This is a genomic window from Micromonospora sp. B006, from assembly GCF_003408515.1.
Classification (GTDB): Bacteria; Actinomycetota; Actinomycetes; order Mycobacteriales; family Micromonosporaceae; genus Micromonospora; species Micromonospora echinospora_A.
In genome coordinates this window covers 1,937,458-1,961,277 of record NZ_CP030865.1, presented here as the reverse complement: position 1 = coordinate 1,961,277, position 23,820 = coordinate 1,937,458, and the positions used below count along the sequence as shown (strand labels likewise).

The following is a 23,820-nucleotide window of genomic DNA, read 5'->3' as shown; positions in this document are numbered from 1 at the left end:
CGGCCGCCAGGCCGCTTGAGTACGCTCATGTGCTGACCCCGCCGATGTTCCCAAGGCCTGAGGAAGCGTGCCGTGACCGAGCAGAACGCCCTGCCAGCAGACCCCGCCGACGACCTTCCCGAGCAGATGAAGGTCCGCCGGGAGAAGCGGGACCGGATGCTCGCCGAGGGCACCGAGCCGTACCCGGTGGGTTTCCCGCGCACCACCACGCTGGCGCGGCTGCGCGAGCGCTACGCGGACCTGCCCACCGACACCGCCACCGGCGACCGGGCCTCGGTCACCGGCCGGGTGATCTTCATTCGCAACACCGGCAAGCTCTGCTTCGCGACGCTCCGCGACGGTGACGGCACCGAACTCCAGGCGATGCTCTCGCTGGACCGGGTCGGGCCGGAGCGGCTGGCGGACTGGAAGCGCCTGGTCGACCTCGGCGACCACGTCGGGGTGACCGGCGAGGTGATCACCAGCCGGCGCGGCGAGCTGTCCGTGCTCGCCGAGGAGTGGGCGGTCACCGCCAAGGCGCTGCGCCCGCTGCCGGTGGCGCACAAGCCGCTGAGCGAGGAGTCCCGGGTCCGCCAGCGCTACGTGGACCTGGTGGTTCGCCCGCAGGCCCGGCAGATGGTCCGCACCCGGGCCACCGCCGTCCGCAGCCTGCGGGACACCCTGCACGGGCAGGACTACATCGAGGTCGAGACCCCGATGCTGCAACTGCTGCACGGCGGCGCGGCGGCCCGCCCATTCGTGACCCACAGCAATGCGCTCGACACGGATCTGTATCTGCGAATCGCGCCGGAACTATTTCTCAAGCGCGCGGTGGTCGGCGGCGTCGACCGCGTCTTCGAGATCAACCGCAACTTCCGTAATGAGGGCATCGACTCTTCGCACTCGCCGGAGTTCGCGATGCTGGAGGCGTACCAGGCGTACGGCGACTACGACACGATGGCCGAGCTGACCCGAAATCTCGTACAGCAGGCCGCAGTCGCGGTCGCCGGATCGACCGTGGTGACCCACGCGGACGGGCATGAGTTCGATCTGGGTGGCGAGTGGCGCTCGGTGACGCTGTTCGGTGTTCTTTCCGAAGCGCTCGGTGAGGAGGTCACCGTCCGCACCGAAAGGGCACGCCTGGTCGAGTACGCGGACAAGGTCGGTCTCTCCGTCGACCCGAAGTGGGGCCCGGGCAAGCTGGCCGAGGAGTTGTTCGAGGAACTCGTGGTGCCGTCGCTTCAAGCGCCCACGTTCGTCCGCGACTACCCGGAGGAGACCAGCCCGCTGACCCGGGCCCACCGCAGCGAGCCGGGCCTGGCCGAGAAGTGGGACCTGTACGTGCTCGGATTCGAGCTGGGCACCGCGTACTCGGAGCTGGTCGACCCGGTTGTGCAGCGGGAGCGGCTGATGGCCCAGGCGCAGCTCGCGGCGCGCGGCGACGACGAGGCGATGCGGCTGGACGAGGATTTTCTCCGAGCGATGGAGTATGGAATGCCGCCCTCCGGTGGCATGGGAATGGGAATCGATCGCCTGCTGATGGCGCTGACCGGGCTGGGAATTCGGGAAACGATCCTGTTCCCGTTGGTCCGGCCGGAGTAGGCGCTCCCGCAAAGCTTCTCCGGCTCGTTACCCCGTCCTATTGACGGAACAAGCGCCGGACGGGTTATTGTGCTCTCGGAGTATTGCAGGAGTATCACCCTGCTCGAAAGGAATGTGGGACGTGGCCAAGCAGATCATTCACAAGCTGGTCGATGACCTGGACGGCGGGGACGCTGACGAGACCGTCAAGTTCGCGCTCGACGGCGTGCAGTACGAGATCGACCTCTCCGCACCCAACGCAGAGAAATTGCGTGACGTATTCGCGCCGTACATCGCGAACGGAACGAAGGTCGGTCGCGGGGGTGTGGTCGTGGGCGGCCGGGCCGCTCGGGGTCGAGGCGGCGCGACCGCGGACCGCGAGCAGAACCGGGCCATCCGCGAGTGGGCCAAGAAGGCTGGCAAGGACATCTCCGACCGGGGTCGTATCCCGCAGGAGATCGTGGACGAGTACCACGCGAAGGCGGGGCACTGACCCCAGCCTCGCCACGGGCGACACGACGCCGGACCGGAGTGCCACTCCGGGCCGGCGTCGCCGTTTCCGGGCCGGTAGGACGGTTCCGGGGCCGCTGTGACGGTTCCGCCCGACCGTCCCTTTGGGGTTGGATGTCCGGCCTGGCCCACCTCTTCGGCCCGGCTCCTCCAGGACGGCGGAGCGGGAAGAAATCCCCGCCGGGAGCGGTTGTCCACAGGCGGTGGAGATTCCATCCACAGGCTGTGGACGACGTCGGCGGGCGCACTGTCGCCGCATCGGGTCCACTCGACCGGCCTTCGGGTGCCGGTCGAATTTCGCTCTACGCGTACAGGTAGGGGTCCCGGAACACCTCCTGAGCGTGGACGGTTGTCAGAAACGACGTCGGAACGACCATTCGCGGGGCCACACGACCTCAGCGGAGGCGGCCCGCGGCGATAGAGTAAGGAGGCACGGACGCCCATCCCGGACGTCCGCGCACCGGCCCCGCCGAGATCTGACCATCAAGGCGCACGGCACGTGAGGAGCACGAGGGCATGTTCGAGCGGTTCACCGACCGAGCGCGACGGGTTGTCGTCCTGGCCCAGGAAGAGGCCCGGATGCTCAACCACAACTACATCGGTACGGAACACATCCTGTTGGGCCTGATCCATGAGGGTGAGGGTGTCGCGGCGAAGGCTCTGGAGAGTCTGGGCATCTCGCTGGAGGGTGTGCGTCAGCAGGTCGAGGAGATCATCGGCCAGGGCCAGCAGGCGCCGAGCGGGCATATTCCGTTCACGCCGCGGGCGAAGAAGGTGCTGGAGCTGTCACTGCGTGAGGCGTTGCAGCTCGGGCACAACTACATCGGCACGGAGCACATCCTGCTCGGTCTGATCCGCGAGGGCGAGGGCGTCGCCGCCCAGGTCCTGGTGAAGCTGGGCGCCGACCTGAACCGGGTGCGCCAGCAGGTGATCCAGCTGCTGTCGGGCTACCAGGGCAAGGAGCCGGCCGCCGCCGGCGCCGCGCCGGGTGAGGCCGCGCCGTCGACCAGCCTGGTGTTGGACCAGTTCGGCCGCAACCTGACCCAGGCCGCCCGGGAGGGCAAGCTCGACCCGGTCATCGGGCGGGAGAAGGAGATCGAGCGGGTCATGCAGGTGCTGTCCCGCCGCACGAAGAACAACCCGGTGCTGATCGGTGAGCCCGGCGTCGGCAAGACCGCCGTGGTGGAGGGCCTGTCGCAGAAGATCATCAAGGGCGAGGTGCCGGAGACGCTGAAGGACAAGCAGCTCTACACCCTCGACCTCGGTGCCCTGGTCGCCGGTTCCCGCTACCGGGGTGATTTCGAGGAGCGCCTGAAGAAGGTGCTCAAGGAGATCCGCACCCGCGGCGACATCATCCTGTTCATCGACGAGATCCACACGCTCGTCGGTGCGGGCGCGGCCGAGGGCGCGATCGACGCCGCGAGCATTTTGAAGCCGATGCTGGCCCGTGGTGAGTTGCAGACCATCGGCGCCACCACGCTGGATGAGTACCGTAAGCATTTGGAGAAGGACGCCGCTCTGGAGCGTCGTTTCCAGCCGATCCAGGTGGGTGAGCCGTCGCTGGCGCACACGATCGAGATTTTGAAGGGTCTGCGGGACCGCTACGAGGCGCACCACCGCGTGTCCATCACCGACGCCGCCCTCGTGGCCGCCGCGACGCTGGCCGACCGGTACATCTCGGATCGGTTCCTGCCGGACAAGGCGATCGACCTGATCGACGAGGCGGGCGCGCGGATGCGGATCCGCCGGATGACCGCGCCGCCGGACCTGCGCGACTTCGACGAGCGCATCGCCCAGGTGCGCCGCGACAAGGAGTCCGCGATCGACGCGCAGGACTTCGAGCGGGCCGCCCAGCTGCGCGACACCGAGAAGCAGCTGCTGGGCCAGAAGGCGCAGCGGGAGAAGGAGTGGAAGGCCGGCGACCTCGACGTCGTCAGCGAGGTCGACGACGAGCAGATCGCCGAGGTCCTCGGCAACTGGACCGGCATTCCGGTGTACAAGCTGACCGAGGAGGAAACCTCCCGGCTGCTGCGCATGGAGGACGAGCTGCACAAGCGCGTCATCGGCCAGGAAGACGCGGTCAAGGCGGTCTCGAAGGCGATCCGGCGTACCCGCGCCGGGTTGAAGGACCCGAAGCGCCCGTCCGGGTCGTTCATCTTCGCCGGCCCGTCCGGCGTCGGTAAGACCGAGCTGTCCAAGGCGCTCGCCGAGTTCCTCTTCGGCAGCGAGGACGCGCTGATTCAGCTGGACATGTCGGAGTTCCACGACCGGTACACCGTGTCCCGCCTCGTCGGCGCCCCGCCCGGGTATGTGGGGTATGACGAGGGTGGGCAGCTGACCGAGAAGGTGCGTCGCCGGCCGTTCTCCGTGGTGCTGTTCGACGAGATCGAGAAGGCCCACCCGGACGTGTTCAACACGCTCCTGCAGATCCTGGAAGACGGCCGTCTCACCGACGGTCAGGGCCGGATCGTGGACTTCAAGAACACCGTCATCATCCTGACCACCAACCTCGGCACCCGCGACGTCGCCAAGGCGGTGTCGCTGGGCTTCCAGGCGTCGGAGGACTCCGAGTCGAACTACGACCGGATGAAGCAGAAGGTCAACGACGAACTCAAGCAGCACTTCCGGCCCGAGTTCCTCAACCGCATCGACGACACCATCGTCTTCCACCAGCTACGCCAGAACGAGATCCTCTCGATCGTCGACATCATGATCGCCCGCATCGAAACCCAACTCCGCAACAAGGACATGGGTCTCGAGCTGACCGACAACGCCAAGAAGTACCTCGCCGTCAAGGGCTTCGACCCGGTGCTGGGCGCACGGCCACTGCGCCGCACCATCCAGCGCGACATCGAGGACAACCTGTCCGAGCGGATCCTGTTCAACGAACTGACCCCGGGTCAGATCGTCGTCGTGGACTGCGAGGGCGACCCGGAGAACATCGACAAGTCCAAGCTCGTCTTCCGGGGCGCGGACCGGCCGGACGCCGTGCCGGACGCGGTCCCGGCGGACCTCGGCGGCACCGCCGCCACCGGCGCGGACGACGCCGCGTAAGTCCGCACATTTCGAGGGCGACGGCCCCGGTAGGCGAAAGCCACCGGGGCCGTCGCCTTTCCCGTGCCCGCCCACCGCGCCCCGCCCGCCCTTGCCTTGGTTGATCATGAAGTTGACCGCACTTGGCGTCCCATTTGTCGCCGCTAACTTCATGATCGACAGAGCGGGCGGGGGCGAGGCGGGGAGGCGGGGAGGCGGGGGCGAGGGCGGGAGTGGGACGGTCAGGGGAGGGGGACGGCGGGGCCGTCGCCGGCCAGGCGGAACGACTCGTCGCCCACCGGTTCCACCAGTCCGTCCGTGACCAGGCCGGCCAGCGCCCGGGCCCGCTGCACGTCGTCCTGCCACACCTGGTCCAGCCGCTGATGCGGCACCGGCCCGGTGGCGTCCCGGAGCACGGCGAGCAGCAGTCCGCGTACCTGCCGGTCGGTGCCGGCGTAGCGCTGCGGACGGCGCGTCGGCCCGGTAGGGACGGCCTGGCCGGAGGCGCGCCAGGCGCAACTCGACTCGACCGGGCAGATCGCGCAACGCGGGGCGCGGGCGGTGCAGACGACCGCCCCGAGTTCCATGAACGCGGCGCTGGCCAGGGCGGCGGCGGCTGGTTCGATCGGCAGCAGTTCCTCGGTGGCGACCAGGTCGGCGGGGCGGGTCGTCGGACCGGCGTCGGGTTCACCGGCGATCGCCCGGCACACCACCCGCCGCACGTTGGTGTCCACCACCGGATGCCGCTGCCCGTACGCGAAGGCGGCGACCGCGCGGGCCGTGTACGTGCCGACGCCCGGCAGCGCCAGCAGCTGGTCGAGCCGGTCGGGCACCACGCCGCCGTGCCGCTCCACGATGGCCACCGCGCACTCGCGCAGGCGTACCGCTCGGCGGGGGTAGCCGAGCCGCCCCCACATCCGGATCGCCTCGGCCGGGGTGTCCTCGGCGAGCGCGCGCGGCTCGGGCCAGCGGGCCAGCCACGCCTGGAAGGCGGGCACCACCCGTACCACCGGGGTCTGCTGGAGCATGACCTCGGAAACCAGGATCGCCCAGGCGCCGATACCCGGCTCGCGCCAGGGCAGTTCACGGGCGTTGCGCTCGTACCACCGGCTGACCTGGGTGGCGAATGTGGGCTCGGACATCGCGTCGCCGATCATGTCACGGCTGTCTTTCCCGCAGGTTGGGCGGGGCGGGTGGCCGGGCGCGATCGATCATGGGCGACGGGGCAGAATGTCCGAATGAACGAGCTCGCGATCACCGTCATCGGCCGGGACCGGCCGGGCATCGTCGCCGACGTCGCGGAGGTCCTCGCCCGGCTCGGCGCGAACCTCACCGACTCGACGATGACCCGGCTGCGTGGACACTTCGCGATGACCCTGATCTGCGTGGGACCGGCCGCCGCCGACGTCGAGGCCGCGCTGGCCCCGCTCGCCGCCGACGGGCACCTGCTGGCCACCGTACGCGCGGTCACGCCTGATGCCGGCAGCGAGCCCGCCGGTGAGCCGTATGTGCTGGCGGTGCACGGCGCCGACCGGATGGGCATCGTGGCGGCGATGACCCGGGTGCTCACCGACGCGGGCGGGAACGTGACCGACCTGAGCACGCGGCTGACCGGTTCGCTCTACGTGGTGGTCGCCGAGGTCGAGCTGCCGCCGGGCGTCTCCGACGAGGTGGCGGGCCGGCTCACGCGCGTCGCGGCGGAGCTGGGTGTCGGGGTCAGCCTCCGCCCGGCGGACACGGACCTGCTGTGACCGGGCCGGAGTACGCGGGCCTGGGCGGCTGGACGCCGGAGAAGCTCGGTGTCGCCGGTGCGGTACGCCCGGTGGTGGCCGCGCCGGAGCCGGTGCTGAGCCAACCCGGCCCGGAGGTCGACCCGACGTCTGCCGAGGTGGTGCGGCTCGCCGCGGACCTGGTGGCCACGATGCGGGTCTCGCCCGGCTGTGTGGGCCTGGCGGCGCCGCAGGTGGGGGTGAGCGCGCAGGTGTTCGCGGTGGACGTCACCGGACATCCGAAGGCGGTCACCGTGCACGGCACGTTCGTGCTCTGCAACGCGCGGGTGGTCGAGGCGAGCCGCTGGAAGGCGGGCCGGGAGGGCTGCATGTCGGTGCCGGACCTGACCGGCGACGTGAAGCGGGCCAGCCGGCTGGTGGTGGAGGGCGCGCTGCCGGGCACCGGCGAACCGGTCCGGCTGGTGACCGACGGCTTCGAGGCGCGCGCGCTCCAGCACGAGATCGACCACTGCGCGGGGCTGCTCTTCCTCGACCGGGTGGCCGGCGCGCACGCGATCTACCAGCGCAAGGTCTACCTCTGACGGTGGCGGCGGTCATCCGGTGTGGACGGTGGTGGCCGTACGGCGGCGGGTTCCCGGCGCGTCGGACCGGCGAGCCGTGCGCCGCGCGGCTACGGTAGGCGCATCATGCGTCTGACGGTCGGCCCCCTGCCCCCTGCCGTGTACTGGCGGCGTCGTGCCGTCGTGCTCGGCGCGGGGCTGCTCTTCCTGATTGTCCTGCTCTACTCGTGCACCGGCACGGACCGCAACACCGGCGCGCCGGGCACGGACCCGTCGCCGACCGGTTCCGCCGGGGCCGAGCCGGGCCCGTCCGGCTCGGTGTTGACGCCGCAGTCGGGGAGCCCGTCGCCGACACCCGGCGACGTGGGCGGCGGTGGCGCGAACACCGGTGGCGGCAACACCGGCGGGAACAACACCGGCGGCGGGAGCACCGGTGGCGGCAACACCGGTGGCGGGAACAACAACGGCGGCGGCACCGGTAACGGCGGCGCGAACGGGCAGCCCGTCTCGGACGACGGCACCTGCACCGACTCGGAGTTGCTGGTGACGCCGGTCGCGGCGCCGGCCACCGCCCAGCGGGGCACTGTGGTCACGCTGCGTCTCAAGGTCAAGAACGTGTCGAACCGTACGTGTAACAGGGACGTCGGCGCCGACCTCCAGGAGCTGTACCTCAAGGCGGGCGCGGAGAAGATCTGGTCGTCGGACACGTGCGGCACCGGCAAGGGCTCCGACGTGCAGACCTTCACGCCGAACTTCGAGCGCTCCTACGAGCTGGGCTGGAACGGCCGGGTGGACAACCGGTGCGCCAACGGGCTCGCGAACGGTGAGTTCGCCGCGATCGGCGCGTACCAGGTGTTCGCCCGCGTCGGCACCAAGATCAGCGAGCCGGTGAAGCTGACGATCACCGGCTGAGCGGCGGGGTCAGACGTACCGTTCGAGGATGGACGCCTCGGCGAGCCGGGACAGGCCCTCGCGGACCCCTCGGGCGCGGGCGTCGCCCACCCCCTCGACGGCCTGGAGGTCCTCCACCGTCGCGCCGAGCAGCCGCTGGAGGCTGCCGAAGTGCACCACCAGCCGGTCGACCACGGCGACCGGCAGCCGGGGCACCTTGGCGAGCAGGCGGAACCCGCGTGGGCTGACCGCCGCGTCGAGCGCGTCCGAGGCGGACGGGTAGCCGATCGCCTTGGCGACCGCCACGAGGTCGATCAGCTCGGTGGCGCTGAGCAGGTCGAGTTCGACAAGCGCCTCGTCCAGGGTGCGCGACTTGCGGCCGACCGGCAGGTAGTCGCGGATGACCAGGGTGCGGTCGGCGTCCACGCCGGCCATCAACTCGTCGAGCTGAAGGGCCAGCAGGCGGCCGTCGGTGCCCAGCTCGACCACGTAGCCGGCGATCTCGTCGGCGATGCGGCGGACCATCTCCAGCCGCTGCACCACAGCCACCGCGTCGCGGACGGTGACCAGGTCTTCGATCTCCAGCGCGGAGAGCGTGCCGGAGACCTCGTCCAGCCGCAGCTTGTAGCGCTCCAGCGTGGCCAGCGCCTGGTTGGCGCGGGACAGGATCGCCGCCGAGTCGTCCAGCACGTGCCGCTGGCCGTTGACGTAGAGGCTGATGATCCGCATCGACTGGCTGACCGAGATGACCGGGTAGCCGGTCTGCCGGGCCACCCGCTCGGCCGTGCGGTGCCGGGTGCCGGACTCCTCGGTGGGGATCGACGGGTCGGGCATCAGGTGCACGCCGGCCTGCACGATCCGGGTGCCGTCGCTGGAGAGGACGACAGCGCCGTCCATCTTGCACAGCTCCCGGACCCGGGTGGCGGAGAACTCCACGTCCATCGGGAAGCCGCCGGTGCAGATCTGCTCGACCACCTTGTCGTAGCCGAGCACGATCAGCGCGCCCGTGCGGCCGCGCAGGATCCGCTCCAGGCCGTCCCGCAGGGCGGTACCCGGAGCCATCAGGGCGAGGTTGGCGCGCAGGGGATCACCGCCGGCCCCGCCGCCGACGCTTCCGTTGACGCTCACGCTGATGGCACGAGCGGGGTTGCCGCTCACGGCGCCGGTACGGGCGTGCGGCGTCGCCGTTGCGGGCTTGGTGGCATCGCGGTCGATCGGCACGGGCACAGTCTACGGACTGCCGTGCGGTGGGTGCTCTCGTGGTTACTGTGATGTGTCACGATGCCCGGCTCCGGGCGGTCGTCGGCCGGATGCGTGTGCTGTCCGGAATCGCCCGGCGGTTCCCGCCACGCGCTCACGCGGCGTCACTCCGCCGATGCGCGAGCGGCGGCCTGGAGGGCGGCCCGCACGTCAGTGACCTCGATCACGCGCATGTTCTCCGGCCCGGCGCCGCTGCTCTCCGGCCCGCAGCCGGGTGGCACGAGAGCCAGCCGGAAGCCCAGCCGGGCCGCCTCGGACAGCCTGCGGGGCACCGCGCCGACCCGGCGTACCTCGCCGGTGAGCCCCACCTCGCCGATGGCCACCAGGTGCGGGTTGAGCGCCAGGTTGAGCCCGCCGGAGGCGACCGCGAGCGCCACCGCCAGGTCGGCCGCCGGCTCGACCACCCGGATGCCGCCGACAGTGGCGGCGAAGACCTCCCGGTCGTGCAGCGTGAGCCGTTCGGTCCGGCGCTGGAGCACCGCGAGGACCATGGCGAGCCGGGCGCTGTCGAGGCCGGAGACGGTACGCCGCGGCGACCCGGCGACGGTGGCTCCGATCAGCGCCTGCACCTCGGTCACCAGCGCCCGGCGGCCTTCCATCGCCACCGTCACGCACGTGCCCGGTACCGGCTCGGAGTAGCGGGTCAGGAACAGGCCGGACGGGTCGGCCAGGCTGCTGATGCCGCCCTCGTGCATCTCGAAGCAGCCCACCTCGTCGGCCGCGCCGAACCGGTTCTTCACGCCACGCACCATGCGCAGCGACGAGTGCTTGTCGCCCTCGAAGTGCAGCACCACGTCGACCAGGTGCTCCAGCACCCGAGGGCCGGCGACCTGGCCGTCCTTGGTGACGTGGCCGACCAGCACGGTGGCGACGCCGCGCTCCTTGGCGACAGCGACCAGGGCGGCGGTGACCGCGCGTACCTGGGTGACGCCGCCGGGCACGCCCTCGGTGCCGGTGGTGGAGATGGTCTGCACCGAGTCGAGCACCAGCAGGCCGGGCTTGACCGCGTCGAGGTGGCCGAGCACCGCCGACAGGTCGCTCTCGGCGGCCAGGTAGAGCTGGTCGTGCAGGGTGCCCATCCGCTCGGCGCGCAGTCGCACCTGGCTGACCGACTCCTCGCCGCTGACCACCAGCGACGGGCTGCCGGCCCCGGCGGCCCACTGCTGGGCCACGTCGAGCAGCAGCGTCGACTTGCCCACGCCGGGCTCGCCGGCGAGCAGCACCACCGCGCCGGGAACGAGGCCGCCGCCGAGCACCCGGTCGAGCTCGCTGACGCCGGTGGGGCGCGCGCGGGCGGGCGCGGCGCTGATGGTGGCGATCGGACGGGCCGGCTCGGCCGGAAGACGGGAGCTGACCACCCGGCCGGAGACCAGCGGGCCGGTGATCGTGGACTCGACCACTGAGCCCCACTCGCCGCACTCGGGGCACCTGCCCACCCACTTCGGGGGCTGGTGACCGCAGGCGTCGCACTCGTAGGCCGGGCGGGGCTCGCGAGCGGCGCGACCGCGACCGGCGGCGGCACGGGAGGGGGTCGATCGGGGCGTGGTCACCACAGGACGCTAACCGGCCCGTACGACGAAAGCCCACCGGAAACGGCGACACCGCCGGCGTGGCGCTGGCCACGGCGGCGGTGCCGACGGAAGGAGGTGCGGTCAGTGGCCGCCCTCGACGCCACCGTCCTCGGCCCCGTGCTCACGCGGGTTGACGATCTTGGACGGCGTGGGCTCCGCGGTCAGCGGGATGCCGATCGGCGCCGGGGTCGTGATGACCTTGCCGTCGCCGAAGTCGAAGGTCAGGTTGACCTGCTGGCCGACGAGCAGCTTCTGGTTCAGGCCGACGAGCTGGAGGAACCGCGGGTTGTCGGCGTTGAGCTGGGCGTAGCTGAGCGCCGGGATCTCGATCCGGGCCGGCTGCCCGGCGGGCGCCGACTCGGTCTCGCTCGGCGACGGGCTGGCCGACGGCGACCCGGTCACCTCCAGCGACTGGCTCGGCGACGCGCTCGGGTCGGTGGCGGTCGGCGAGGCGGTGGCCGGCTCGGTCGGCGAGCCGCTCGGGGTGGCGGCGCCGCTCTCGCCCGCGCCGGAACCGCTGAGCACGATCTCCCGGGCGCTGTCGGTGGTGACCGTCACGGTCACCGGCTTCTCGCTGTCGTTGTAGATCACCACGTTGAGCGGCGCGTTCGACCCCGCCTCGTAGCCCTTCGGCCCCGGGGTCTGCACGTAGAGCCCGCGCACCTTGTACAGGTTGTCGGAGGTCTGGACGTTGACGCCCTGTACCGACGGGATCTTGTTGGCGGTCTCGGAAATCTGCCCGGTGCCGCACCCGGACAGCAGCAGGCTCGCCGCCGCCGTGCCGGCCAGCAGCAGGGCCGGCCCCCGGGAACCCCTGATCGAGCGCGTCACGTCGGTCCTCCTCGTCACGATCCCCGCCCGGTCGACCACCGGGCACGGGGTGGCCATACCCGCGCAGACCGCGCTCCAGGGTAGTTGGAGCTGATCGAGGCCCGCACGCGGACCCGGCAATGCCACCTTCGGAGGGGAACCCTCAGACCACCCGGCCGCTCGTCACCAGCAGCAGCACATCGATGAGCGCCACCACCAGCACCGCCCGGAAGGCGCTCGCCGAGCGTCCGGCGGTGGCGCGTCCCGCGTACCAGCCGAGGGCCGGCACGGCGACGGCGGCGGCGACGGCCGACAGCCCGGCCCACGACGGCGGCCCCGGCGGGCCGAAGACCAGCGCGACGGTGGCCGCCAGGAGCAGTCCGGCGGCGGCGAGCCGGCTGCCGGCGGGGCCCAGCCGGTGCGGCAGGCCGCGTACCCCGGTCCGGGCGTCGTCGGCCAGGTCGGGCAGCACGTTCGCGAAGTGCGCGCCGGCGCCCAGCAGCGCGGCGGCGGCCACCAGCCAGGCCGGTGGCGCGGGCGAGCCGGGCAGCGCCAGCACCACGAACGCGGGCAGCGCGCCGAACGAGACGGCGTAGGGCAGCACCGACACCGCAGTCGACTTCAACGGCCGGTTGTAGAGCAGCGCGGAGACCAGGCCCAGCGTGGCGCAGGCCGCCGCGGCCGGACCACCGGCCAGGGCCAGCAGCGGGGTGGCGACGGCGGCCACCGCGACGGCCCGGGCCAGCGCCGGCCGGCTGACCGCGCCGGTGGTCACCGGTTTGTCGGTACGCCCCACCGCGGCGTCCCGCTCGGCGTCGATCAGATCGTTGCTCCAGCCGACCGCGAGCTGGCTGGCCAGCACCGTCAGCGCCACCGCCGCGACGCCGGCCGCGGAGTGCCCGGCGCCGGCGGCGAGCAGCGCGGCGACCACGGTGACCGCCGCCGCCGGCTCCGGATGGCTCGCCCTGACCAGCCCTAACACCCGTGTCGACATAAGGGAAGTCTGGTCGTTACCGGGCAGTCGTGCCACGCTCGACGCATGCCTGACGTGTCCGGGGTGTCCACTCCGTACCGCGTGCTGCCGCCGAACGACCCCCGGCAGTACGACGATCTGGCCGACGAGTGGTGGCGGCCGGACGGCGCGTTCGCCATGCTGCACTGGCTGGCGCGGGCGCGCGCGGCACTGGTGCCACCGGCGTCCACGCCGGACGATCTGCTCGTCGACCTGGGCTGCGGCGCCGGGCTGCTGGCGCCGCACCTGGCCGGCAAGGGCTACCACCACGTCGGGGTGGACCTGACCCGCTCCGCGCTGGACCAGGCCGCCGACCACGGGGTGACAGTGGTCCAGGGCGACGCGACGGCGGTGCCGCTGACCGACGGCTGCGCGGCGGTGGTCTCCGCCGGAGAGGTGCTGGAACACGTGCCGGACTGGCGGCGCGCGGTCGCCGAGGCGTGCCGGCTGCTGCGGCCCGGCGGCCTGCTGGTGCTGGACACGCTCAACGACACGCTGCTGGCCCGGCTGATCGCGGTGGAGCTGGGCGAACGGCTGCCCACCGTGCCGCGCGGCATCCACGATCCACGGTTGTTCGTCGACGCCCGCGCGCTCGTCGCCGAGTGCGCCCGGCACGGCGTGTCGCTCGAGGTACGCGGGGTCCGCCCGGAGGTGGGCGGCACGCTTGCCTGGTTGCTGCGCCGCATGCGCGGCGGCGGCGACCGTCCGGGCAGGACCGAGCCACGCATGGTGCCGACCCGGTCGGCAGCGGTGCTGTACCAGGGCTGGGGGCGCCGGAGCGGGTAGCCGGGGCCGCCCGGGGTAAAGGACGCCGAGAAGGGGGCGACATGAGTGTGCACGCGCTGGAGGCGGCCCGCCGGTTGGCGCCGCGACTGGCCGCCCGCGCGGCCGAGCACGACCGCGACGGCTCGTTCCCCGTGGACGACTTCGCGGACCTGCGGGCAGCCGGGCTGTTCGGGCTGATGGTGCCGCCCGAGCTGGGCGGCACGGGCGCGAGCTTCGCCGAGTACGCCGCGGTCGCCACCGAACTGGCCCGGGGCAACGGCGCCACAGCGCTGGTGTTCAACATGCACGCCTCGGTCACCGGCGCGCTGGGCGCGGTCACCGAGGAACTGGCCGAGGCGCTCGGCGTACCGGAGGAGGCGCTTGCCGCCCGGGACCGGCTGCTGCGCGCGGCGGCCGACGACGCCTGGTACGCGGTGGCGATGAGCGAACGCGGCGCCGGCGCCCGGCTGTCCCAGCTCAGCACCGTCTACGAGCCGGTCGAGGGCGGCTGGCACATCAAGGGCAGCAAGACGTTCTGCTCCGGCGCCGGCCACCCGGACGGCTACCTGGTGGCCGCCCGCAGCGCCGCCGACCAGTCGGTGGTGTCGCAGTTCCTGGTCCCGGCCGGGGAGGGGATCACCGTCGAGCCCACCTGGGACTCGCTCGGCATGCGGGCCACCTCGTCGCACGACGTGCACCTGGACGTGACGGTTCCGGCCGACCGGCTGCTCGGCGGCGTCGAAGGGCTGGCCTTGGTGGTCGCCCAGCTCATGCCGCACTGGCTGGTGGCGAGCTACGCCGCGGTCTACGTGGGCGTGGCCCGGGCCGCCATCGACGCGGCCGCCGAGCACCTCAACGCCCGCAACCTCGCCGGCCTGCCGGCGGTACGGGCCCGCCTGGGCCGCGCCGACGCCGCCACCGCCGCCGCCGAACTGGTGGTCGCCGAGGCGGCCCGCCGGGTCGACGAGGCCCCCGGCGACGCGGAGACGAACCGCTGGGTGTGGCGCGCCAAGCTGCTGGCGGGCACCACCGCCGCCGAGGTGGCGGCCTCCATGCTGGAGGCGGCCGGCACCTCGGCGACCCGCCGCGGGCATCCGCTGGAGCGGCTCTACCGGGACGCCCGCTGCGGCTCGCTGCACCCGGCCACGTCCGACGTCTGCGCCGACTGGCTCGGCATCGCCGCGCTCGGCGGGGACCCGGACCGGGACAGCGCGCTCCCTCGTTGGTGAGCGCGAGGAGTGAGCCGGTTTTGCGAGCCCCGCAGTCGCGAACGAAAGGCGGCACGGTGAGCAGGAGTCGGTGCGAGAGGTGAGGGAGGGCGAGGGGTGGGGGACGTGGGCACACCGGTGATCGCGGGTCTTGGTACGGCGCAACCGCCGGCCGCGATGCAGGACGAACTGTGGACGGGCTTCTTCGCGCGGCACTTCCAGGGGAACACCAGGGCGCTGGCCGAGCGGATCTTCGCGAACTCGGGCGTCACCCGGCGGCAGGCGGCGGTCAACCCGCTGCTGGAGGACGTCTCGGAATGGCCGACCGAGCGCCGGATGCGCCGCTACCAGGTCGAGGCGCTGCCGCTGGGCAAGGAGGCGGTCAGCCGGGCGCTCACCGCCGCCGGCCTGGACGCCGCCGACATCGGCATGTTCGTGGTCTGCTCCTGCACCGGGTACGCCACCCCCGGCCTGGACATCCTGCTCGCCCGGGACCTCGGCATGTCGCCGAGCACCCAGCGCATGTTCGTCGGGCACATGGGCTGCTACGCGGCCCTGCCCGGGCTGGGCGCGGCGAGCGACTTCGTCACCGCCCGCGGGCGCCCCGCGCTGCTGCTCTGCGCGGAGCTGACCAGCCTGCACATCCAGCCGCCGGGCGCCCGGGTGGACACCCAGCAGATCGTCTCCCACGCGCTGTTCTCGGACGCCGCGGTCGCCGCCGTGGTCATCCCCGGCGGCCGGGGGTACGCGCTGCGCGAGGTCACCTCGGTCACCGACACCTCCACCGCCGACCACATGACGTGGGACGTCACCGACACCGGCTTCCGGATGGGGCTGTCGCCGAAGGTGCCGCAGGTCCTCTCCCGGTACGTCCGGGAACTGATCGACGAGTTGCTGGCACGGCACGGTTGCGACCGGTCCGACGTGGACGGCTGGGCGGTGCATCCGGGCGGGCCACGGATCCTCAACGTGGTGGAACGCGAGCTGGCCCTGCCGCCGCACGGGCTCGCCGCCTCCCGGGGGACGCTCGCCGAGCACGGCAACTGCTCGTCCCCGACGGTGCTGCTGATCCTGGACCGGCTGTGGCGTGCGGAGCCGTCACCGCCGCGCTGGGTGGTGATGCTGGCCTTCGGTCCGGGGCTGACGCTCTACGCGGCGCTGCTGGAACGCGTGGGCTGACGGGTCGCCCCGGCCGCGCCGCGCCGATACGCTGCCGGCATGGCCTCCGAGGAGCGGGACGGGCGGGCGTTGCTGGCCGGCCTGACCGTCCTGGCGCTGTTGCTCGGCTCGGCCTGGTGGCGGTCGGCGGCTCCGGAGCCTGGTCCGGCCGCGTCGGCCGTGTCCGCGAGCGTGGATCTGACCCCTCGCAACTGGCGGGTCGACCCGTCGACGGGCGAAGCGCGGCCGGTGCCACGCGCCGGGCGCGACGCGGGGGCGTCGCTCGGCCCTCGCCGCGGGCCGCGTGCCGAGCCGGACCGCTCGGTGGTGATACAGGTGGAGGACGACGGCACGACGCGTGTGCTCCAGATGTCGCACGTCGTGTGGCGGGAGAGATCCCGGCTGACGCCGGGCGCGCCGCCTGTCGTCCGGCAGGTGCGGCCCACGCGGGGCGATCACTACCGGCTCTCGGTGAGCTGTGCCGGTGACGGCGTGGTCGCCGTACTCGTCTCCGGCGTCGGAGACGACGACCTCCGGCGGGCGCTGCGGTGCGGCGAGCAGCTGGACGTCCCGGTGGTGGGCGGCAGGGGCGAGCTGGTGCAGATGCGGTTCGTCGCCATACGGGGCCGGGCCGAGCTGGACGCCCGGCTCGAGGCGCTCTACTGAGCGGCGGTCAGCCGGCCAGCCGGGCCAGGTCGGCCCCGTAGTCGGACAGCGGACCCAGCTCCGGCACCACCCGCACCAGCGCGCCCTGCCGGTCGACCAGCAGCGCCGGGGCGATGCCGGTCTGGGCGGACAGGTGCAGGTAGGAGCGCAGCCCGCCGGCCGGGTCGCCGAGCGGGCGTACCCCCGGGACGCTCGCGGCCCCGGCGCGCCGGCCCGCGGTCACGGTGACCACCGTGACGCCCGGCGGGGCGGCTCTGGCCGCCGTGGTGACCTGTTCGGCGCAGGCGCAGGCGTCGGTCAGAATGATCATGGCGGGCAGCAGGCTGCGCAGCGGTACCGGTGTGTCGTCGGCACCGACCAGGTCCAGCGCGGGCAGTGGGCCGACCGGCTGCGGCGCGGCGCCGGCGTGGGGAAGCACAGTCGGCGCGCCGGACCGGGTGGTACGTGGCCAGGTGACAGCGGCCAGGCCGGCGAGCGTGATCAGCACCGATACGAGCAGGATCAGCGCCGGGAGTCCGAGGCGGAGCGAGCCGGGGCGCCGGCCGGCTGCCGCTCGTGCGCGTCGCAGCTCCCGGCGGACCTGCCGGGCCTCCTCGGCGAGCGCCGAGGCGTCGTCCGGGACGACCACGCGGCCCCACTCCGGGGGCAGGCCGGGCAGCCCTTCCGGCGGCCCCTGGCCGTCAGCGTCAGGCACGCCCATCGGACCCCCAGGAACGCCTCGGTGAGCGGACGTCGCGTCCGTTCCCAGCGTCCCGCACCGGCCGTCGTAACGCCACACCTGGGCGCGGACGGACTTGCGGAGCTACCATGGAAGGAGCGCATTGCCCTAGATCTGGACGCTCCCGTCACCCGTTACCGGGTTGTCACGTGTTCCTCACGGAGCGTGTCGAAAGCATCGGTTTGACCGCCTGTCAAGCTGAAGAAAGACCTCTCACAGGGCCCCTGAGCTGCGCCAACGGTCAGGACAGCGGTGAGACATCGGTGCCTGAGCGTGTTACCCTAGACACAGCGAAAGGGGTTTCGAACCTATGGTTTTCAGTGTCGGCGAGACCGTTGTTTACCCCCACCACGGGGCCGCACTCATCGAGGCAATCGAGACTCGGGTCATCAAGGGCGAGCCCAGGGAATACCTCGTCCTGAGGGTCGCGCAGGGTGACCTGACGGTCCGGGTGCCCGCCGAGAACGCCGAGATCGTGGGTGTGCGCGAAGTGGTTGGCGAAGAGGGCCTGGGCAAGGTCTTCGACGTGCTCCGCGCACCGCACACCGAGGAGCCGACCAACTGGTCGCGGCGTTACAAGGCGAATCTGGAGAAGCTGGCCTCCGGTAACCCGCTGAAGGTGGCCGAGGTCGTCCGCGACCTGTGGCGCCGGGAGCGGGAGCGGGGCCTGTCGGCGGGCGAGAAGCGGATGCTCGCCAAGGCCCGTGACATTCTCGTCGGCGAGGTCGCGCTGGCCGAGAAGAGCACCAAGGACGAGGCCGAGACGCTGCTCGACAAGGTGCTGACCGAGGCCTGATCCACACCTCTGCCTCTACCCGCCCCGCAGCGAACGAATCCGAGGACCGCGACGTGACCGCGCAGCTCAATCCGCGCGGTGACGTCGCGGTCCTCGTTCCTGCGGCCGGCGCCGGCGTACGCCTCGGACCCGGCGCCCCCAAGGCGCTCCGGCCGCTCGCCGGTGAACCCCTGCTCGTGCACGCCGTCCGCCGGGTCGCCGCCGCGCCCTCGGTGCACACGATCGTGGTGGCCGCGCCGGCCACCGACGTCGAGGCGGTACGGGCGATGCTGGCGCCCGTGGCGCCGGTGACAGTGGTGCCCGGCGGCGCCGAGCGTCAGGAGTCGGTGGCGGCGGCCCTCGCGGCCGTACCCGCCGGCCCGGAGATCGTCCTGGTGCACGACGCGGCCCGCGCGCTCACCCCGCCGGACCTGGTCGAGTCGGTGGCGGCTGCGGTCCGCGACGGGCACGACGCGGTGATCCCGGTGCTGCCGGTGGTCGACACGATCAAGGAGGTCGACGCGGCCGAGCGCGTGCTCGGCACCGTCGACCGGTCCGCGTTGCGGGCGGTGCAGACGCCGCAGGGCTTCCGCCGCTCGGTGCTGGTCGCGGCCCACCGCTGCGCGGGTGATGCCCTCACCGACGACGCCGGCCTGGTCGAGAAGCAGGGGATCGCGGTGACCTGCGTACCCGGCTCCGAGCTGGCCCTGAAGATCACCCGGCCGTTCGACCTGTCCCTGGCCGAACACCTGCTGTCCACCGGCGCCTGACGTACTCCTCACAGGTCGGCGGTGGATCGAGCCCGGCGCAGGCGGTCTCGGACGACATACCGCTGACCCTGGGTGAAGGCGCTTGTCGAGCCGAAAGAGAATCTTGGGCACCTCTGGAAGGATCTGGCGCTGAGAGTAGAAGGCCAGATGATCCACAGGTTGAAATGACCTGCCCGCCTGACAGACGTACGCTCGCGTCGACTGATAGAGCCCCCATGCGTTCCTGGCGGGGACCACCACGGTGTCGTTGCGGGCGGCTGGGCGCAGTCGGTGCACCTCGGTCACCCGCTCGATCCTCCTGAGCCAGCGGGCGGCGTCCGGGTCCGCCCACGCGACGACATCGATCATCTGGCTGAGGCGGAACGGCACGTCGGTGGCGAGAAGCGAATCATGATGAGCCAGCCGATTGCGGAACACCCGGAGCGCATTCATCGCGCTGGCGACATCGTGGCGCTTGCCGGACGAGTAGGGGAAGGCGCGATGTAGGGCCTCCCGCCAGAGTTGCTCGTGCTCCGAACCCAACATCGAGACCCAGAGGCCGAAGCTCAAGCCCGCGATGATCTGGTCGCGGGTCTCCTTCTGGGAGTGCTCTCGACGCAAGCGCGCGCGGACCTCGGAGACGTTTCGATCGATTCCATCCTGCACCTGGCGCTTACCGCTGACCGTCAGAAGGAACCATGGGATACCGCGGCCCGGCTCGTTGAGGTGCGCCCTCATCTCCCGATCTATCGCGTTGCGGGTGACGACCTCGACGTAGTGAAACGCCTCGAACGACGCGCCCGTCAGGGCGACGCTCCACTCGTAAAGCTCACAGGCCTTGCTCTCGTCGCCACCGGCGGCAGCCAGATAGGGGTGGTACCTGCCGAGGGAGATCCAGTGATGCACGGTTCGCGCATGGGGGTGTGGCGTCACGGACTGGATGCTAAGCGTGACGATCGCGGCGGATTGTCCGGCGCGCCGACGGCAAGAAAGAGCCCCAGGCGCGTGCGCGAGGCAGAGGCGACACTGGGGCGTACAGAAACCAAGCTAACCACAGCCCGGGCGGCCGTCAAGGCGCAGCGCGTACCCTCTGGTCATGATCGTTCCTCGGGTGGCCGTCGGCACCGACGTGCACGCGTTCGCGGCCGGGCGGCCCTGCTGGGTGGCGGGCCTGCACTGGCCGGACCAGGACGGCCTGGCCGGTCACTCCGATGCCGACGTGGCGGCGCACGCCGCCTGCAACGCCCTGCTCTCCGCCGCCGGCCTCGGTGACCTGGGCGCGAACTTCGGAGTGGACCAGCCGGAGTGGGCGGGCGCCTCCGGGGTGGCGCTGCTGACCGAGAGCGCACGCCGGGTGCGGGCGGCGGGGTTCCGGATCGGCAACGTGTCGGTGCAGGTCGTCGGCAACCGCCCCAAGATCGGGCCGCGCCGGGAGGAGGCGCAGCGGGTGCTCTCCGAGGCGGTCGGCGCCCCGGTGACCGTCTCCGCCGCCACCACCGACGGCCTCGGCTTCACCGGACGTGGCGAGGGACTTGCCGGCATCGCGGTGGCACTGGTCTACGACGCCCCGGCCGACTGACGCGGTGACCGCCGGACGCCGGTCACCGCGTCCGGCGGTCAGTCGACGTCCGTGCAGACGTTGTGGGTCGTGCCGTGGAGCATCGTGATGGTCTTGTCGTAGGTGGGGGAGAACTCCACCCGGAACTGGCCGTCGACGATCCACAGCCCCTTCGGCAGCGTGCCGGCGTTCTCCCGGAAGCCGAGCAGCACCGGCCCGGTCACGTACCAGGTCATCGAGCCGTCGGTGCGGTAGTCGACGAGCGAGGTGCCGCTCGCGTCGGCGGTGGACGTGGCGCCGGTCTCCAGGTTCGTCACCCGGTTGATCAGGGCGCCGGTGAACAGCTCCCGCTTCGGTGCGCCGTCCGGATAGGTGGCGAGCGTCAACTTGCGCACCTCGTCCACGATCGGCTCCACGCGTACCGCGAACTCGCATCGTGCGCCGGCGGGCAACTCGAACGGCGCCTGCGGGGCCGGCTCCCAGGCGCCGGCAGCGTGGTGCCGGTCCGGCGCGGCGGACGCCGAGCCGGGTAGCGCCGCGACGACCACTGCCACGACCGCCGCCACCGCGACGCTCATCCTGAAACGCATGTCGCTCTCCATCTCGTCGGTGATCAGGGCGGCCAGGATCGCCGGGCCGGCTCACCACGGGCTGACCGCACCGTGCGGAGACGTTCCGAGCGGGCGGACCGGACGGCCGGACGGCTGACCATGCGATCACCGCCGCACGGCAACCTCCGGCCCGGCCCGACCGGTCCTGTTCGGTATGGAGTTCCGCCTGCTCGGGCCGTTCGAGGCCCGCCACGACGGCCGGCCGGTCGAGGTCGGCAGCCGACGCCAGGAGCGATGCCTGCTCGGGGTGCTGCTGCTCGACGTGGGGCGCGTGGTGCCGACCGACCGCCTCATCGACCTGCTCTGGAACGGCAGGCCGCCGGTCACCGCCCGGGGCGTGGTGCAGACGTACGTCGGGCGGCTGCGTGGCTCGCTCAACGCGTACGGGGTGCGGATCAGCACCCGGGGCGAGGGCTACGTGGTCGAGGAGGACGGGCACCGGGTCGACGTCGACGAGTTCGCCGAACTGGTCCGGGGGGCCGGGAGAGCCGCCGATCCCGCCGAGCGGGTGCGGTCGCTCGACCGGGCGCTGGCCCTCTGGCGCGGGCCGTTGCTCGCCGACGCGGCGGACGACGAGCTGCGGGACCGGCTGCACGGCACTGTCGAGGAGCTACGCCTGGTGGCTGTGGAGCTACGGGCCGAGGCGCAGCTCGCGCTGGGCCAGCACGCGCGGGCGATCGCCGAACTGATGCCGCTTGCCGCCGAGCATCCGACGCGGGAACACCTCGTGGCGGTCCTGATGACCGCCCTGTACCGGGGTGCCCGGCGGGCCGACGCGCTGCGCCTCTACCGCGCCACGCGGGACCTGCTCGTGGCCGACTTCGGTGTCGAGCCGGGGCCCCGGCTGCGCGAGGTGCAGCGGCGGGTGCTCGCGGGCGACGACCGCCTGGACCGGGTCGGCCGGCCGATGCACGAGATCCGGGTGAACGACGAGAGCCTGCCGTGGAGCGTGGGCGGCCACCCGGCCCTGGACTTCTGCAACACCTTCGCCGGCTGGGGGCGCGAGTCCCCGTTGCCCGGCGCCGAGTGGCTGCGCGGCTATCGCACCCTTGCCGTCTGGGCCGGCCACGTCGGGCTGGTGGACGAGGTGTCGATGAACCGTCTGCTGCACCTCGCGCGACGCGACCCCGGCACGGCGGAGGCGGTGCTCGACGAGGCCCGTACGCTCCGCGCCGCGCTCTACGCCAGCCTGGTCGACCCGGACGACGGCCCGGCCTTCGAAGCGGTCGCCCGGGCCGCCGAGGCCGCCGCCCGTACGCTCGCGTTCCGGCGCGCGGCCGACGGACGCGGTCGCTGGTGGCCGGACCTCGCCGCCGGCCTTCGGGTGCCGGTGCACGCCGCCGCGTTCAGCGGCGCGCAACTGCTCGCCGATCCGGCACGGTTCACCGTGCGGGCCTGCCCGGACCAGCGCTGCGGGTGGTTGTTCCTGGACGGGAGCGGGCTGCGCCGGTGGTGCAGCCTCGGGACGTGCGGCGGCCGGGCGGGCGTCGCCTGCCGGAGTGCCTGACGACGGGAGCTGTCGGCAGCCGGTGGGCCGGGGCGGATACGCTCGCCGGGATGCCGAGTGACGCCGTTCCCGACCAGTCCGCCGCCGACGGCTACCTGCAACGCGCCCACCTCCTCGCGGAGCTGGGTCGCTACGACGAGGGCATCGGCGAACTCACCGCGCTGCTCGCGGACGAGCCCGGGCACCTGCCCGCGTTGACCATGCTGGCCCGGATGCACCTGGCCGCCGACCGGCCCGCGGAAGCGCTGGCCGTCGCCGAGACGGCGACGGCGGCCGCCCCGCCCGCCGTCGAGACGCCCGCCACCGACAGCGCGCCGCCGAGCGCGGAGACGCCCGCAGCCGACGGCGCCGCGCCGACGCCCGCCACCGATGCGTCTGCCGCCGGCCCGGCCGAGGTCGTCCTGCCGGCGCTCGTGGCACGCGGGCTCGCGCTGCTCGACCTGGAGCGGTGGAAGCCCGCCGCGGCCACCGCCGACGAGATCCTGGCGCGCGGTCCGGGCGACGCGTACGCGCAGCGCAGCGCCGCCGCCCTCCTCTCCGCGTCGCGCAACGGGCAGGCGGCGCTGGACGCGGCGTGGCGGGGCGTCGAGCTGGCCCCGGAGGAGCCGGAGGCCCACCTGGTGCTGGGCCTGGTCGCGGTGCGGCTGCAACTGTTCGACCTGGCCGAGCGGGCCTACCGGGAGGCGCTGCGCCTGGACCCGGAACTGGGCGAGGCGGGGCAGGACGTGGGCGTGGCCCGGCTGGAACGGCGCCGCTACGCCGAGACGCTGGAGCACCTGACCGCGCTGGCGGACCTGCCGGTGGCCCGGCCTGACCCGGTCCGGACCGTGGACGCCGGTGTCCGGCGCCTCCTGCTGTCGGTGGCCGGGCTGTCCCTGTTCGCGAGCGTGCTGGTCGCCGCCCTGGCCCCGGCCTCGCCGGGCGCGTCCCGGCTGTTCGCGGTGCTGGCGGTGGCCGGCGTGGCGGTGCTGCTGCGGCGCCCGGCGACGTGGCGGCCCGGCCTGCGGGAGGCGATGTCGCGCGGCCTGGCCGTGCCGGTCTACGGGGCCGCCGTCGCGGTGGTGCTGCTGCTCGTGTACGCGCTGGTCGGCGGCCCGTGGTCGCTGGTCGGGGCGATCACCGCCTCGGTGGTGGCGGGGTTCACCGCGTTCACCCGCCGGTGAGAGGG

The 23,820-nt window shown here is 72.7% G+C and carries 22 protein-coding genes; 15 read left to right on the top strand and 7 right to left on the bottom strand.

The genetic code is table 11. The features are described from left to right. The first annotated feature begins 72 nt into the window (after positions 1-72). The 3 genes from lysS (at position 73) to MicB006_RS09410 (ending at position 5,124) form a co-directional block, all read left to right on the top strand. Positions 73-1,581 carry a lysine--tRNA ligase gene (lysS, locus tag MicB006_RS09420; protein WP_116505300.1) on the top strand — a complete coding sequence of 503 codons (1,509 nt, stop codon included), beginning with the start codon at positions 73-75 and terminating at the stop codon, positions 1,579-1,581. A gap of 121 nt (positions 1,582-1,702) precedes the next feature. After that, positions 1,703-2,053 carry an Lsr2 family protein gene (locus tag MicB006_RS09415; RefSeq protein ID WP_198937531.1) on the top strand — a complete coding sequence of 117 codons (351 nt, stop codon included), beginning with the start codon at positions 1,703-1,705 and terminating at the stop codon, positions 2,051-2,053. A gap of 533 nt (positions 2,054-2,586) precedes the next feature. Further along, positions 2,587-5,124: an ATP-dependent Clp protease ATP-binding subunit gene (locus tag MicB006_RS09410; protein ID WP_073829206.1), complete on the top strand. Its 2,538-nt coding sequence runs from the start codon at positions 2,587-2,589 to the stop codon at positions 5,122-5,124. Positions 5,125-5,345: 221 nt separating this feature from the next. On the opposite strand, the gene MicB006_RS09405 is transcribed toward MicB006_RS09410, so the two are convergent. Beyond that, the gene (locus MicB006_RS09405; protein WP_116511288.1) at positions 5,346-6,245 is read right to left on the bottom strand and encodes an A/G-specific adenine glycosylase; all 900 of its coding nucleotides are present in this window, start codon (positions 6,243-6,245) and stop codon (positions 5,346-5,348) included. 96 nt (positions 6,246-6,341) lie between these two features. On the opposite strand from MicB006_RS09405, the gene MicB006_RS09400 reads away from it, so the two are divergent. From MicB006_RS09400 to MicB006_RS09390, 3 genes are all read left to right on the top strand, one after another. After that, a complete protein-coding gene (locus MicB006_RS09400; RefSeq protein ID WP_116505298.1) occupies positions 6,342-6,854 on the top strand; it encodes a glycine cleavage system protein R in 513 nt (170 codons plus the stop codon). After that, the gene (locus MicB006_RS09395; protein WP_116505296.1) at positions 6,851-7,414 is read left to right on the top strand and encodes a peptide deformylase; all 564 of its coding nucleotides are present in this window, start codon (positions 6,851-6,853) and stop codon (positions 7,412-7,414) included. The genes MicB006_RS09400 and MicB006_RS09395 overlap by 4 nt, the downstream gene beginning before the upstream one ends. Positions 7,415-7,519: 105 nt before the next feature. Then, entirely contained in the window at positions 7,520-8,305 is a 786-nt protein-coding gene (locus tag MicB006_RS09390) for a hypothetical protein (RefSeq protein ID WP_116505294.1), read from the top strand. A gap of 9 nt (positions 8,306-8,314) precedes the next feature. Here the strand turns inward: MicB006_RS09390 and disA are convergent, their stop codons facing one another. The 4 genes from disA to MicB006_RS09370 form a co-directional block, all read right to left on the bottom strand. Then, a complete protein-coding gene (gene disA, locus MicB006_RS09385; RefSeq protein ID WP_030502855.1) occupies positions 8,315-9,505 on the bottom strand; it encodes a DNA integrity scanning diadenylate cyclase DisA in 1,191 nt (396 codons plus the stop codon). A 143-nt stretch (positions 9,506-9,648) separates the two neighbouring features. After that, positions 9,649-11,094: a DNA repair protein RadA gene (gene radA / locus MicB006_RS09380; protein ID WP_073829363.1), complete on the bottom strand. Its 1,446-nt coding sequence runs from the start codon at positions 11,092-11,094 to the stop codon at positions 9,649-9,651. Between the two features lie 102 nt (positions 11,095-11,196). Further along, entirely contained in the window at positions 11,197-11,946 is a 750-nt protein-coding gene (locus MicB006_RS09375) for a hypothetical protein (protein WP_116505292.1), read from the bottom strand. A gap of 142 nt (positions 11,947-12,088) precedes the next feature. Then, complete coding sequence (locus MicB006_RS09370) at positions 12,089-12,919, bottom strand: UbiA family prenyltransferase (protein ID WP_116505291.1); 831 nt, start codon at positions 12,917-12,919, stop codon at positions 12,089-12,091. Positions 12,920-12,964: 45 nt separating this feature from the next. Here MicB006_RS09370 and MicB006_RS09365 point away from each other — a divergent pair, with 45 nt between their 5' ends. The 4 genes from MicB006_RS09365 to MicB006_RS09350 all read left to right on the top strand — a co-directional run bounded on the left by MicB006_RS09365 (position 12,965) and on the right by MicB006_RS09350 (position 16,734). Beyond that, positions 12,965-13,723, top strand: a complete 759-nt coding sequence (locus MicB006_RS09365; RefSeq protein ID WP_073829201.1) for a methyltransferase domain-containing protein — start codon at positions 12,965-12,967, stop codon at positions 13,721-13,723. A 41-nt stretch (positions 13,724-13,764) separates the two neighbouring features. Continuing rightward, positions 13,765-14,931 (top strand): acyl-CoA dehydrogenase family protein, encoded by a 1,167-nt coding sequence (locus MicB006_RS09360; protein WP_116505289.1) that lies wholly within the window; start codon positions 13,765-13,767, stop codon positions 14,929-14,931. A gap of 105 nt (positions 14,932-15,036) precedes the next feature. Further along, positions 15,037-16,089 carry a type III polyketide synthase gene (locus tag MicB006_RS09355; protein ID WP_116511286.1) on the top strand — a complete coding sequence of 351 codons (1,053 nt, stop codon included), beginning with the start codon at positions 15,037-15,039 and terminating at the stop codon, positions 16,087-16,089. 39 nt (positions 16,090-16,128) lie between these two features. Further along, positions 16,129-16,734 carry a hypothetical protein gene (locus tag MicB006_RS09350; RefSeq protein ID WP_116505288.1) on the top strand — a complete coding sequence of 202 codons (606 nt, stop codon included), beginning with the start codon at positions 16,129-16,131 and terminating at the stop codon, positions 16,732-16,734. Positions 16,735-16,741: 7 nt separating this feature from the next. On the opposite strand, the gene MicB006_RS09345 is transcribed toward MicB006_RS09350, so the two are convergent. After that, entirely contained in the window at positions 16,742-17,434 is a 693-nt protein-coding gene (locus MicB006_RS09345; protein WP_073829198.1) for a hypothetical protein, read from the bottom strand. Between the two features lie 328 nt (positions 17,435-17,762). Here MicB006_RS09345 and MicB006_RS09340 point away from each other — a divergent pair, with 328 nt between their 5' ends. The 3 genes from MicB006_RS09340 to ispF all read left to right on the top strand — a co-directional run bounded on the left by MicB006_RS09340 (position 17,763) and on the right by ispF (position 20,555). After that, positions 17,763-18,248 (top strand): CarD family transcriptional regulator, encoded by a 486-nt coding sequence (locus tag MicB006_RS09340; RefSeq protein WP_013288937.1) that lies wholly within the window; start codon positions 17,763-17,765, stop codon positions 18,246-18,248. A gap of 53 nt (positions 18,249-18,301) precedes the next feature. Further along, on the top strand, positions 18,302-18,997 hold the full coding sequence (gene ispD / locus MicB006_RS09335; RefSeq protein ID WP_116505286.1) for a 2-C-methyl-D-erythritol 4-phosphate cytidylyltransferase: 696 nt from the start codon (positions 18,302-18,304) through the stop codon (positions 18,995-18,997). Positions 18,998-20,072: 1,075 nt separating this feature from the next. After that, positions 20,073-20,555 (top strand): 2-C-methyl-D-erythritol 2,4-cyclodiphosphate synthase, encoded by a 483-nt coding sequence (gene ispF / locus MicB006_RS09330; protein WP_073829195.1) that lies wholly within the window; start codon positions 20,073-20,075, stop codon positions 20,553-20,555. A gap of 38 nt (positions 20,556-20,593) precedes the next feature. Here the strand turns inward: ispF and MicB006_RS09325 are convergent, their stop codons facing one another. After that, complete coding sequence (locus MicB006_RS09325) at positions 20,594-21,124, bottom strand: hypothetical protein (protein ID WP_116511285.1); 531 nt, start codon at positions 21,122-21,124, stop codon at positions 20,594-20,596. A gap of 175 nt (positions 21,125-21,299) precedes the next feature. Between MicB006_RS09325 and MicB006_RS09320 the strand changes: the two genes are divergently transcribed. Both MicB006_RS09320 and MicB006_RS09315 read left to right on the top strand, forming a co-directional pair. Continuing rightward, the gene (locus tag MicB006_RS09320) at positions 21,300-22,652 is read left to right on the top strand and encodes a BTAD domain-containing putative transcriptional regulator (protein WP_116505284.1); all 1,353 of its coding nucleotides are present in this window, start codon (positions 21,300-21,302) and stop codon (positions 22,650-22,652) included. A gap of 50 nt (positions 22,653-22,702) precedes the next feature. Further along, positions 22,703-23,815, top strand: coding sequence for a tetratricopeptide repeat protein (locus MicB006_RS09315; protein WP_116505282.1), 1,113 nt, complete (start codon positions 22,703-22,705; stop codon positions 23,813-23,815). Positions 23,816-23,820 lie beyond the last annotated feature (5 nt).

What these genes read in the sequence shown, in the direction of transcription:
- MicB006_RS09370 (WP_116505291.1), bottom strand. Translation starts at nt 12,919, where the DNA reads ATGTCGACACGGGTGTTAGGGCTGGTCAGGGCGAGCCATCCGGAGCCG.
- MicB006_RS09320 (WP_116505284.1), top strand. Translation starts at nt 21,300, where the DNA reads ATGGAGTTCCGCCTGCTCGGGCCGTTCGAGGCCCGCCACGACGGCCGG.
- MicB006_RS09345 (WP_073829198.1), bottom strand. Translation starts at nt 17,434, where the DNA reads ATGGGCGTGCCTGACGCTGACGGCCAGGGGCCGCCGGAAGGGCTGCCC.
- MicB006_RS09365 (WP_073829201.1), top strand. Translation starts at nt 12,965, where the DNA reads ATGCCTGACGTGTCCGGGGTGTCCACTCCGTACCGCGTGCTGCCGCCG.
- ispF (WP_073829195.1), top strand. Translation starts at nt 20,073, where the DNA reads ATGATCGTTCCTCGGGTGGCCGTCGGCACCGACGTGCACGCGTTCGCG.
- MicB006_RS09325 (WP_116511285.1), bottom strand. Translation starts at nt 21,124, where the DNA reads ATGCGTTTCAGGATGAGCGTCGCGGTGGCGGCGGTCGTGGCAGTGGTC.
- MicB006_RS09390 (WP_116505294.1), top strand. Translation starts at nt 7,520, where the DNA reads ATGCGTCTGACGGTCGGCCCCCTGCCCCCTGCCGTGTACTGGCGGCGT.
- MicB006_RS09410 (WP_073829206.1), top strand. Translation starts at nt 2,587, where the DNA reads ATGTTCGAGCGGTTCACCGACCGAGCGCGACGGGTTGTCGTCCTGGCC.
- MicB006_RS09400 (WP_116505298.1), top strand. Translation starts at nt 6,342, where the DNA reads ATGAACGAGCTCGCGATCACCGTCATCGGCCGGGACCGGCCGGGCATC.
- MicB006_RS09360 (WP_116505289.1), top strand. Translation starts at nt 13,765, where the DNA reads ATGAGTGTGCACGCGCTGGAGGCGGCCCGCCGGTTGGCGCCGCGACTG.
- MicB006_RS09315 (WP_116505282.1), top strand. Translation starts at nt 22,703, where the DNA reads ATGCCGAGTGACGCCGTTCCCGACCAGTCCGCCGCCGACGGCTACCTG.
- MicB006_RS09405 (WP_116511288.1), bottom strand. Translation starts at nt 6,245, where the DNA reads ATGTCCGAGCCCACATTCGCCACCCAGGTCAGCCGGTGGTACGAGCGC.
- MicB006_RS09350 (WP_116505288.1), top strand. Translation starts at nt 16,129, where the DNA reads ATGGCCTCCGAGGAGCGGGACGGGCGGGCGTTGCTGGCCGGCCTGACC.
- MicB006_RS09340 (WP_013288937.1), top strand. Translation starts at nt 17,763, where the DNA reads ATGGTTTTCAGTGTCGGCGAGACCGTTGTTTACCCCCACCACGGGGCC.